An 8,967-nucleotide genomic window follows, 5' to 3' on the forward strand; every position below is an offset into this window, starting at 1 on the left:
GGCTCAGCCTTCGGTGGACCTGTCGCGGTCCGCCTGCGCCTTCATCGCCAGATAGGCCGCCTCGCGCGCCTCGCCTTCGAGGGACATGAGGTAGCGCTTGGCCTGCTGGAAGGTCAGGAATTCGCGTCCTTCCACCAGGACCGGTGCGCTGCGTGCGTTGAACAGGCGCGCGAGCAGGCGGCGCTGGGGGCGGGCGAGGGCTTCGGGTCCCTCGCTCGGCTGAGGGGAAGGCTGGGGATCGGTCATTGCAATAAGTCCTGTTACAGAGCCGCGCTCTATGCCAACAGGCGGCCCACGCAAGTCCTATCGAAAGCAGACCATGGCCCGAAAACGCCGCAATGACTGGGAAATCGACGACGAGGCCGAGCAAGAGGCCGCGCCGCCGCCCGATTGCTGGCTCTGCGGTCGGCCTTGCGGGAGCGAGACCGTCTGGCATCACCCGATCCCCAAGAGCAGGGGCGGCAAGGACACGGTGCCGATGCACCCGATCTGCCAGCGCACGATCATCACGCATTTCACCAATTCGCAGCTCGAGCGCTTCGGCATGGATGCGCAAGGCCTGCTCGACGATCCCACCATCGCCAAGTTCGTCGCCTGGGTCGCGAAGAAGGAACCCGACTTCAACGCGCCGATCACCAAGAAGAAGCGCTGAAAGTCAGCTCATGCGGATTGCCCTGTTCGAGCCCGAGATCGCGGGCAATGTCGGCGCCGTCATGCGCCTGTGTGCCTGCATGGGCGCTGGCGTCGACCTGATCGAGCCGATGGGTTTCGAATGGGACGACAGGCGCGTGCGGCGCACGGCGATGGACTATATCGACCATGTCAGCGTGACCCGGCATGCAGGGTTCGAGGCCTTCCGCGCCGCGCGGCCCGGGCGGCTGGTGCTCTTTACCACCAAGGCGAGCACCTCGCCCTACGACTTCGCCTTCGCTGCCGACGACATCCTGCTGTTCGGCAAGGAGAGCGCGGGCGTGCCCGATAGCGTGGCGCAGGCGAGCGACGCGCGTTTGCGCATCCCGATGCGCGCGCAGGTGCGCTCGATGAACCTTGCCATGTCGGCGGGGCTGGTCCTCGGCGAGGCGCTGCGCCAGACCGGGACCCTGCCCGGCTGATGCCTGCGCCCTTTCCCTGGGCGGGCAAAAGGCACTAAGGGGCGCCATGGCCGATTCGCTCATTCTAGAAGTCGCCGATTTCGAACACGACGTCCTCACCGGCATCTATTCGGAAGAGACCGGCAAGCCGCAGCCGCTGCGCTTTACCATCTCGGTGAGGCTCAAGCCTTATGATCGCTACGAGCCCGACACCCCGCTCTCGGCCAGCAAGAACTACATGGACCTCAAGTTCGCGGCCTCGGGCGCGCTGCCCGAGGGCGTGCACTTCACGCTGATCGAGGCGGTTGCCGACCATGTCTGCGAGACGCTGTTCCTGCAGGACGAGCGGGTCGAGGCGGTGACCGTCAAGATCGTCAAGCTCGCCATCGCCGAAGCCGGCGAGAGCATCGGCATCACCCTCACGCGCGAACGTCGGTAGGCACGCGATGCCGAGCGAACTGCTTTACGTGGGCCCGCTCGCCGATGACCCGCTCGATGCAGCGGCGGACTTCCATGCGCGCATTCTGCCTGCTGTCGAAATGGCGCTGAGCACTGGCGCAGGCCCGCTGACCCTGGTTTTCGAACCCGCATCGGTCGAGCATCGCGGCTGGCGTCTTGCCGTCGTGCAGGGGCTTGCACGCCGTTTTGCACCCACGCGGGTCAACGCGCTCGCCGCGCCCGGAGCCGATCCGGCACAGCGCGGCGCGATCGCCGCGACCCGGGAATGGCTCGATGCATCGCCGGGGGTTACCGGCCAGCTTTTCGCGGTGGATGGAACCCAAGCGCCGCCAATGGTATAGGGCAGGTGATGACAAGCCCCACGCCCTTGGTCGACCAGTTCCAGCGCCGCATCAGTTACGTGCGGCTTTCGGTGACCGACCGGTGTGACTTGCGCTGCACCTATTGCATGCCCGAGCGCATGACGTTCCTGCCGCGCCGCGAGGTGCTCAGCCTCGAGGAACTGCACAAGCTCGCGCTCGGTTTCATCGCACGCGGCGTGACCCGCATCCGCCTGACCGGCGGCGAACCGCTGGTCAGGCGCGACATGATCGAACTGGTGCGCGCGCTTGGCCGCACCATCGGCGCCGAGGGGCCGCAGGGCGGCTTGCGCGAGCTGACGCTCACCACCAATGGCACGCGTCTTGCCGAATTCGCCGACGACCTGTTCGCGGCCGGGATGCGGCGCATCAATGTCTCGCTCGACACGCTCGATCGCGAGACCTTCGCCAAACTGTCGCGCCGCGATTCGCTGCCGCAGGTACTCGAGGGCCTGCGCGCCGCGCGCGAAGCCGGGCTCAAGGTCAAGCTCAACACCGTCGCGCTCAAGGGCGTGAACGAGCACGAGATCGCGGATCTCGTCGGCTGGGCGCACGGGCAGGGCTTCGATGCCACGCTGATCGAGGTCATGCCGCTGGGCGAGGTCGAGGAGGATCGCATCGACCACTACCTGCCGCTGACCGGCGTGCGCGAGACGCTCGAGCAGCGCTGGACGCTGACGCCGAGCGAGCACCGCACCGGCGGCCCTGCACGCTATTTCGACGTCGCCGAGACCGGCGGGCGGCTGGGTCTGATCACGCCGCTGACCCAGAATTTCTGCGAGGGTTGCAACCGCATCCGCGTCACCACCACCGGGCAGCTCTATGCCTGCCTTGGTGGCAACGAGCGGGTCGACCTGCGTGAAGCGCTGCGCAGCGACGATCCGCAGGCGCGCCTCGCCGAGGCGCTCGATACCGCGATGCGGATCAAGCCCGAGCGCCATCACTTCGCCATCACGGAACCGGGCGCGGCCCCGGCGCTTTCCCGTCACATGTCGATGACGGGAGGATGACGAAAGAACATGACGATCAAGCTGGTTTTCCTCGGTCGCCTCGAGGACGTCGCCGGTGCGGGAGAGCGCCAGGTTACAGGTGCCAAGTGCATCGACGAGATATTCGCGGGGCTCGAACCCGAGCTTGCCGAGGCGCTGCGTGCGCCGCGCGTGAAGCTGGCGGTCAATGGCATCCTGCTGCAGGATCGCGATGCCCCCGTACTCAAGGACGGCGACGAGATCGCCTTCCTGCCCCCGGTCTCAGGCGGCTGATCCGGGCCGCTACCGCATGAACGCAGACGTTCGCCTGCTTCAGTCACCGCTCGATGCATCGGGCGAACTGGCCGCCTTCACTGCCGCGCACCGCGCGGCGGGGGGCGTCGTCAGCTTCCTTGGTCAGGTGCGCGAGGGTGATGGCGTCGAGGCGCTTGAGCTGCGTCACTACGGCCCGCTGACCGAGCCGGCGATGCGCGCGCTTGGCGAGAGCGTGCTCGAGCGCTGGTCCCTGGAGGGACTGCTCATCCTCCACCGTGCCGGGGTGATGGAGCCGGGCGATCCGATCGTGCTCGTGGCCGCCGCAGCGCGTCACCGCCGCGACGCCTTTGCTGCGGCCGATTTCGCGATGGATCACCTCAAGAGCGAGTCCTGGTTCTGGAAGCGTGAGAAGGCGGATGGTGCCTGGCGCTGGATCGAACCGCGCGAACAGGACTACGCCGATATCGCGCGCTGGGCCTGATCGGAGCCATTGCCGATATCCCGCACTGATTTCGCGGGTTTGACCACCGTCAATTTCGCAAGCTGCAAAGCACGCCAGAACTGTCCGCGACGACGCATGGCGACATCCGGAGGGCCGGATCGGGGCCCGTGTCCGCACAGGCCTTGCGCCGCATCGGGCATGCTGAACCTCGCGTGGTGCTAGGTCGGGCACGCAAGCCTTGGTCCGGGCTCGTCACATGCTGCCGGGCCGGGGGGCTTTCGGCAGGATGTCGGCTCTTCGGAGGGCTCCTCCCTCGCAAGGGGGAGGGGCTTTCCAAGATGCCTTGGCGTTCTCGCCTTGATCTGACCGGGCTTGCGATCAGCCGCGAAGTTTCGCCGCTAGGGCGACCAGTACCGCATCCTGCGCAGAGACCCAGTTCGCCACCTGCCCGCGCGCCTCGGCGATGGCTTCGGTCTGCGGCGAGATTTCCAGCGGGGCGGCATCGCGCGAATCGGCGTAGAGGCGATCGAGGTCAGCAAGGGCCGTCATCGCCGTCGAGCGGCTGGTCTCGAGGTCGGAAACCGCGATCTGTGCAGCGGCCCAGGAATCGCTGCTCACGCTGCCGGCCCGCGCGACCGCACGCTCGGCGGAAGGTCGGTCCGCTTCGAAGCGGGCATTGGCCTTGCGCGCACTGGCGAGCAGCGCTTCGAGGCGGGCATCGAGTTCGCCGTCTGCAAATGCCGTGTTGTCCAGCGGCGAGCCCGTTGCGTCTTCGCCGCCGGACGTAGCCTCATCCTCGCCTCTTACCGGCTCGAACTGGCCGGTCCGCTCGAAATCGCGCATCGCGAGCGAGGGGAACTGGCCGGCACTCGAGCAGGCGGCGAGCGCGAGCGGCAGGGCAAGCGTGGCAATGGCAGCGGTGAGGGGTGGAAAGCGTGTCATGGCCGTGCCATAGCATGACCCGCGCAGCAGGCGAGATTCAATCTGTCGTGCTGCATCGTCAAGGTGACGGGGGCGTGTCCCGGGCCGGGTGGCGGGCTGCTTCATGGCAGTTTCGCGTCACTCCTTGGTTGACACGAATCGGGTGGTGCACTAACGGCACCCACTCTTTCCGGTAGCTCGCGTCGAAGGCGTGGGTCATCGGCGCGTCGCCCGCAAGGCTCCCTCGGTTCTTCGTCGGACCACAGCGGCCGGGGCAGTTTGTGTTTCGGCCCTCACGGGCACATTATAGAGATTAGGTAAGGGCACCATGTTCGCAGTAGTGCGCACGGGCGGCAAGCAGTACCGGGTTGCCGCCGGAGACAAGATCGCGGTCGAGAAGCTGGCTGGTGAAGCCGGTGAGACCATCACCCTGGGCGACATCCTGCTCGCTGGCAACGACGGCGACGTCGTCGACGCTTCGAAGGTTTCGGTTTCGGCCGAGATCATCGCGCAGGCGAAGAGCGAGAAGGTCGTGGTGTTCAAGAAGCGCCGCCGCCACAACTACCGTCGCAAGAACGGCCACCGCCAGCAGCTGACGCTGCTGCGCATCGTGTCGGTCGGCTGAGCCCCAAACTCGGAAGGAAAACGAGATGGCACATAAGAAAGCAGGCGGCTCGTCGCGCAACGGTCGCGATTCGGCAGGCCGCCGCCTTGGCGTCAAGAAGTTCGGCGGTCAGGAAGTGATCGGCGGCAACATCATCATCCGTCAGCGCGGTACCAAGGTGTACCCGGGCTCGAACGTTGGCATGGGCAAGGATCACACCCTGTTCGCGCTGACCGAAGGTCGCGTGCGCTTTCACGATGGCAAACTCGGCCGCAAGTACGTGTCGGTCGACGCCATGGCGGAAGCCGCCGAGTAATCGGATGGTCGATAAACGGGCCATCCTGACGGGATGGCCCTGCCGGACCTCGTAGTCCGGCTTGAAGAGGGAGAGGGCCACGGCCGTCTCCCTCTTTGCGTTTCTCCCTCTCTTCGCCGCGATCCCGCACCGCAACTGGGGCGGGCCTCGCGTAATTGCACTGTCACGGGCGCATAGTATCGGCGCGCCCGGGGGCGAGAGTGGAGAGAACCCGATGTTCATTCGCAGCGAGCGCCTGTTCCTGCGGCCGGGCTGGTCCGAGGACCGGTCCGAATTGCTGGCACTGGTCGCAGGCCGCAGTCATGGCCCGCGCCTGACCGCCGATTGCGTTCCCTATACCGAAGATGACGCCCGGCGTTTCCTGCAGGCGACAGGCGAGGCATTGCTGCCCCGTTTCCTGATCACCCTGCCGGGGCAGGGCGGTGCACCGATCATCGGCTGCATCGGTCTCTCGCACCATCGCGGCGAGGCGGAACTGGGTTACTGGATCGAGCGCGAGCTATGGGGCAACGGTTATGGCGCCGAAGCGGCGCGCGCCGTTGTCTCGCTCGCCCGGACGCTCGGGCATGCCAGGGTCGTTGCCAGCCATTTCCTCGAGAACCCGGGCGCTGCCCAGGTCCTGCATGAAGCGGGCTTCGCGCGGACGGGCCGGATCGCCGAAAGGCGCTGCCTTGCCAGCGGGGTCTTGTGCAGCGCTCTCGAATACGCCGTGTCGCTTGTCGCGGGTGGGCCGCAAGGCAGCGGCGGCTGCGACGACGATGCGCTTCGTGCAGGACGACGCCGCGCCGCCTGAGCGCGGCGCGTGCATCGCATGCGCAGTTTCCCGCATGGCGTGCGCAAAAGAGTCGTTAAGCCGCGACAGGCAGCTTCATTGCGGTGGTATTTTATCAGCGAAAAACCCCGCCAGAGCGCAATTTCCGTGCATTTTCCCCGAGAATGTTGCATGGGACGGCTTGCGGAACAAAGACGACGGAGAACCGTGATATGTTTATCCGCACGGAGAGGCTGTTTCTAAGGCCGGGCTGGCCTGAGGATCTCGAAGAAGTCTTCGAGGCCCTGAATGATGATGCCGTGCAAAGAACGATTGCCGCCCCTGGGCTCCCGCGGACCAATGCGGAAGTGCAGAGGCTCCTTAGACGTCCCCGGAACCTGAGGTATCCTCAGTTTCTCATGTACTTGCGCTCGCCCGAAGGCGCAGTGCTGGTGGGTGGAGCCGCGCTCGTGCGCGGCGAGGACGGCGACACGGAACTGGTGTACTGGATCAAGGCGCGATTTGCGGGCCGTGGCTTCGCCGGGGAGTCGGTGCGGGCCATGCTCGATCAGGCGCGTGCGCTCGGACATCGGCGAATCACCGCCTACGAACCGCTTGCCAACGAGGCCGATGCCCGGGTGCTGATGGCAGCCGGCTTCGAGGACACCTACAGGGTCGAGGAGCGCTACTGCGAGGCGCAAGGCGGTTTTCTTCCGGTGCGCCGTTTCGAGGCCGACCTCGAACATTCGGACCTTGTCCTCGGCCACGCCGAACCGATGGTTCACAGCCTGACGGCGTGATCGGCCACGAGGCCATCGGATAGCTTACCGTGGCAGTTCGCCTTGCGCCGGAATGCGGAGTTCCCCTGCTCCTGCCGGTGCACCACCCTCGGGCGGACATGCCAGAGCGGGGCCGTTCCTTCGGGGGCGGCCCCGCGATCGTTTCGGGCGGCGGCGAGGGGTGGAGGGTTACTCCCCGACGGGAGCGAGCCAGGCGGGCATGAACTCGGGTGCGATCGCCTCGCTGCGCAAGTGATCGACCGCGAGGCCCAGTTCCGGATAGGCGGCGCGCCGGCGCTTCTCGTCCGAAGCCTCGAGCGGGACCACGATCAGGCGCCGGTTGACCTTCTGGCGCCAGTTCATCCGCGCGGTGTTCTCCTGACCGATGTAGCAGCCCTTGGTGAAGCTGACCCCATGCAGTTCCGCAGCGTTGCATTCGAGCCAGAGCGTCTCGCCGTCGCCCAGTTCGGCGCGACCCTCGCACACGCCCTGCGAAAGACGATGGGCGCGCCATGCAGCGTCGGCACCGCCGAGCATGTCGGCCGGATCGCTGACGTCGATCGGCGCGATCCAGCGTTCGCCCAGTGCGGCGAGGCGCGGATCGGCGGCAGCGCCGTCGCCGAGATGGGGGCGCCAGTGAACCCCGATGCCTTCGTCGAGGGCGATGTCGATGGCGCGGCGCAGACGGTACATCGAGAGGCGCTTGACCAGCGCGTCGGCGGCGGTCGCCTCGCAGTCGATCAGCAGGTCATCGCCCGCAGGCCAGATCACGAAGTCGAACAGGGCCTTGCCCTGTGCGCTGAGCAGTCCGCCCCATGCGGGCAGGCTCTGCTTGACGTCGACGGTGACAAGCCCCTGCAGGAAGTCGGCGACGTTCTCGGGCGCGCTCGCGGCATCGTCGGACTTGCGGGGGGAAAGCCGGATCACGGCACGGTCGAAAAGTCGGGTTGCGGTCATTTTTTCCAGATGGGGACGGGCCTTGCGCGTGCAAGGGCTTGCCCGCGCGAATGCACGATCAGGTGCGTTGTGAGAGGCGCTGGCGAATCTCGTCGAGTACCCAGGTTGCGGCGGGTCCGGGACGCGTGTCGCGCCGCCACAAGGCGACGAGATCGTAGGCCATCTGCGGCTGCTCGGGCAGGTGCAGCTCGACCAGCCTGCCTTGCTCCAGATCCTGCGCGACGGCGTGTCGCGGCATTGCGCCCCAGCCGATGCCCTCGCGCAGCAGTGCATGTTTCGCGCCCAGATCGGCGAGGCGCCAGGAACGCGGGCTGAGCACGGCGAAGTCGCGCCCTTCGGTGAGGGGCGAGCGGTCGGTGAGAACGAGCTGGACGTGACGCCGTGCCTCGCCCGGCGCAACCTTTCCGGCGCGCGCAAGCGGATGGTCGGGTGCGGCGACCGGGACCATGGCGATGGCGCCGATGGTCTCGCGTTCGAGTCCGGGCAGGTCGGGGATGTCGGGGCCGGCAATGGCGAGTGTCGCACGCTCTTCGAGCAGCAGCGCGGCGACCGCGCCGAGCGCCTCGACGTGGAGGCGCAGCGGCACCGTGGGAAAGCGCTCCTGAAAATCGCGCAACAGCCGCGCGAGGACGTCGCCCGGCACCATCACGTCGACCGCGAGGGAGAGTTCGGCCTCGAGCCCCTGTCGCAGCGAGCGTACCTTGGCGAGCAGGCTGTCCATGTCCGCGCAGACCGCCCCGGCTTCTGCAAGCAGCGCCTGGCCCGCCTCGGTCAGCACCGGGCGGCGCGAACCCTCGCGTTCGAACAGGCTGGTGTCGAGCTGCTGCTCGACCTGTGCGATGGCGTAGCTGACGACCGAGACGGCGCGCCCCAGCTTGCGCGCAGCGCCGCCGAAGCTGCCTTCCTCGACAACGGCGAGGAAGATGCGCAAGTGATCGAGACTGGGAGCGACGAGATTAGGCATTCAAGTTTTCCGAACATTTATGTCGATTTTATCGCAATTCCTTGGATGAATGCAAAGCGCTATCTCTACCTTCAAGACGA

15 protein-coding genes are annotated in these 8,967 nt (G+C 66.7%); 11 read left to right on the forward strand and 4 right to left on the reverse strand.

Going from position 1 to position 8,967, the window contains the following annotated elements; translation table 11 throughout:
• Positions 1-3 precede the first annotated feature (3 nt).
• Complete coding sequence (locus I5E68_RS02100) at positions 4-246, reverse strand: hypothetical protein (protein WP_197160304.1); 243 nt, start codon at positions 244-246, stop codon at positions 4-6.
• 73 nt (positions 247-319) lie between these two features.
• On the opposite strand from I5E68_RS02100, the gene I5E68_RS02105 reads away from it, so the two are divergent.
• The 7 genes from I5E68_RS02105 to I5E68_RS02135 are packed head-to-tail and all read left to right on the forward strand — an operon-like array spanning position 320 to position 3,634.
• Positions 320-652, forward strand: a complete 333-nt coding sequence (locus I5E68_RS02105; RefSeq protein WP_197160306.1) for a hypothetical protein — start codon at positions 320-322, stop codon at positions 650-652.
• 10 nt (positions 653-662) lie between these two features.
• Positions 663-1,112, forward strand: a complete 450-nt coding sequence (locus tag I5E68_RS02110) for a tRNA (cytidine(34)-2'-O)-methyltransferase (RefSeq protein WP_197160307.1) — start codon at positions 663-665, stop codon at positions 1,110-1,112.
• Between the two features lie 46 nt (positions 1,113-1,158).
• The gene (locus I5E68_RS02115; RefSeq protein WP_197160309.1) at positions 1,159-1,530 is read left to right on the forward strand and encodes a dihydroneopterin aldolase; all 372 of its coding nucleotides are present in this window, start codon (positions 1,159-1,161) and stop codon (positions 1,528-1,530) included.
• 7 nt (positions 1,531-1,537) lie between these two features.
• The gene (locus I5E68_RS02120) at positions 1,538-1,891 is read left to right on the forward strand and encodes a Rossmann fold domain-containing protein (protein WP_197160311.1); all 354 of its coding nucleotides are present in this window, start codon (positions 1,538-1,540) and stop codon (positions 1,889-1,891) included.
• An 8-nt stretch (positions 1,892-1,899) separates the two neighbouring features.
• Positions 1,900-2,919 carry a GTP 3',8-cyclase MoaA gene (moaA, locus tag I5E68_RS02125; RefSeq protein WP_197160313.1) on the forward strand — a complete coding sequence of 340 codons (1,020 nt, stop codon included), beginning with the start codon at positions 1,900-1,902 and terminating at the stop codon, positions 2,917-2,919.
• Positions 2,920-2,928: 9 nt separating this feature from the next.
• Positions 2,929-3,171: a MoaD/ThiS family protein gene (locus tag I5E68_RS02130; RefSeq protein ID WP_197160314.1), complete on the forward strand. Its 243-nt coding sequence runs from the start codon at positions 2,929-2,931 to the stop codon at positions 3,169-3,171.
• 16 nt (positions 3,172-3,187) lie between these two features.
• Positions 3,188-3,634 (forward strand): molybdenum cofactor biosynthesis protein MoaE, encoded by a 447-nt coding sequence (locus I5E68_RS02135; protein ID WP_228726770.1) that lies wholly within the window; start codon positions 3,188-3,190, stop codon positions 3,632-3,634.
• A 339-nt stretch (positions 3,635-3,973) separates the two neighbouring features.
• On the opposite strand, the gene I5E68_RS02140 is transcribed toward I5E68_RS02135, so the two are convergent.
• A complete protein-coding gene (locus tag I5E68_RS02140) occupies positions 3,974-4,537 on the reverse strand; it encodes a hypothetical protein (RefSeq protein WP_197160318.1) in 564 nt (187 codons plus the stop codon).
• A 307-nt stretch (positions 4,538-4,844) separates the two neighbouring features.
• On the opposite strand from I5E68_RS02140, the gene rplU reads away from it, so the two are divergent.
• From rplU to I5E68_RS02160, 4 genes are all read left to right on the forward strand, one after another.
• On the forward strand, positions 4,845-5,141 hold the full coding sequence (rplU, locus tag I5E68_RS02145; RefSeq protein ID WP_197160319.1) for a 50S ribosomal protein L21: 297 nt from the start codon (positions 4,845-4,847) through the stop codon (positions 5,139-5,141).
• A 25-nt stretch (positions 5,142-5,166) separates the two neighbouring features.
• Entirely contained in the window at positions 5,167-5,436 is a 270-nt protein-coding gene (rpmA, locus tag I5E68_RS02150; protein ID WP_197160320.1) for a 50S ribosomal protein L27, read from the forward strand.
• A gap of 214 nt (positions 5,437-5,650) precedes the next feature.
• Entirely contained in the window at positions 5,651-6,229 is a 579-nt protein-coding gene (locus I5E68_RS02155; protein WP_197160321.1) for a GNAT family N-acetyltransferase, read from the forward strand.
• 191 nt (positions 6,230-6,420) lie between these two features.
• Positions 6,421-6,987, forward strand: a complete 567-nt coding sequence (locus I5E68_RS02160) for a GNAT family N-acetyltransferase (protein ID WP_197160322.1) — start codon at positions 6,421-6,423, stop codon at positions 6,985-6,987.
• Between the two features lie 168 nt (positions 6,988-7,155).
• Here I5E68_RS02160 and ygfZ read toward each other — a convergent pair whose 3' ends face one another.
• Both ygfZ and I5E68_RS02170 read right to left on the reverse strand, forming a co-directional pair.
• Positions 7,156-7,923, reverse strand: a complete 768-nt coding sequence (gene ygfZ, locus I5E68_RS02165) for a CAF17-like 4Fe-4S cluster assembly/insertion protein YgfZ (RefSeq protein ID WP_197160323.1) — start codon at positions 7,921-7,923, stop codon at positions 7,156-7,158.
• Positions 7,924-7,981: 58 nt separating this feature from the next.
• Complete coding sequence (locus I5E68_RS02170) at positions 7,982-8,887, reverse strand: LysR family transcriptional regulator (protein ID WP_197160324.1); 906 nt, start codon at positions 8,885-8,887, stop codon at positions 7,982-7,984.
• Positions 8,888-8,967: the final 80 nt, after the last annotated feature.

The sequence above is a fragment of the Novosphingobium aureum genome (assembly GCF_015865035.1).
GTDB lineage: Bacteria > Pseudomonadota > Alphaproteobacteria > Sphingomonadales > Sphingomonadaceae > Novosphingobium > Novosphingobium aureum.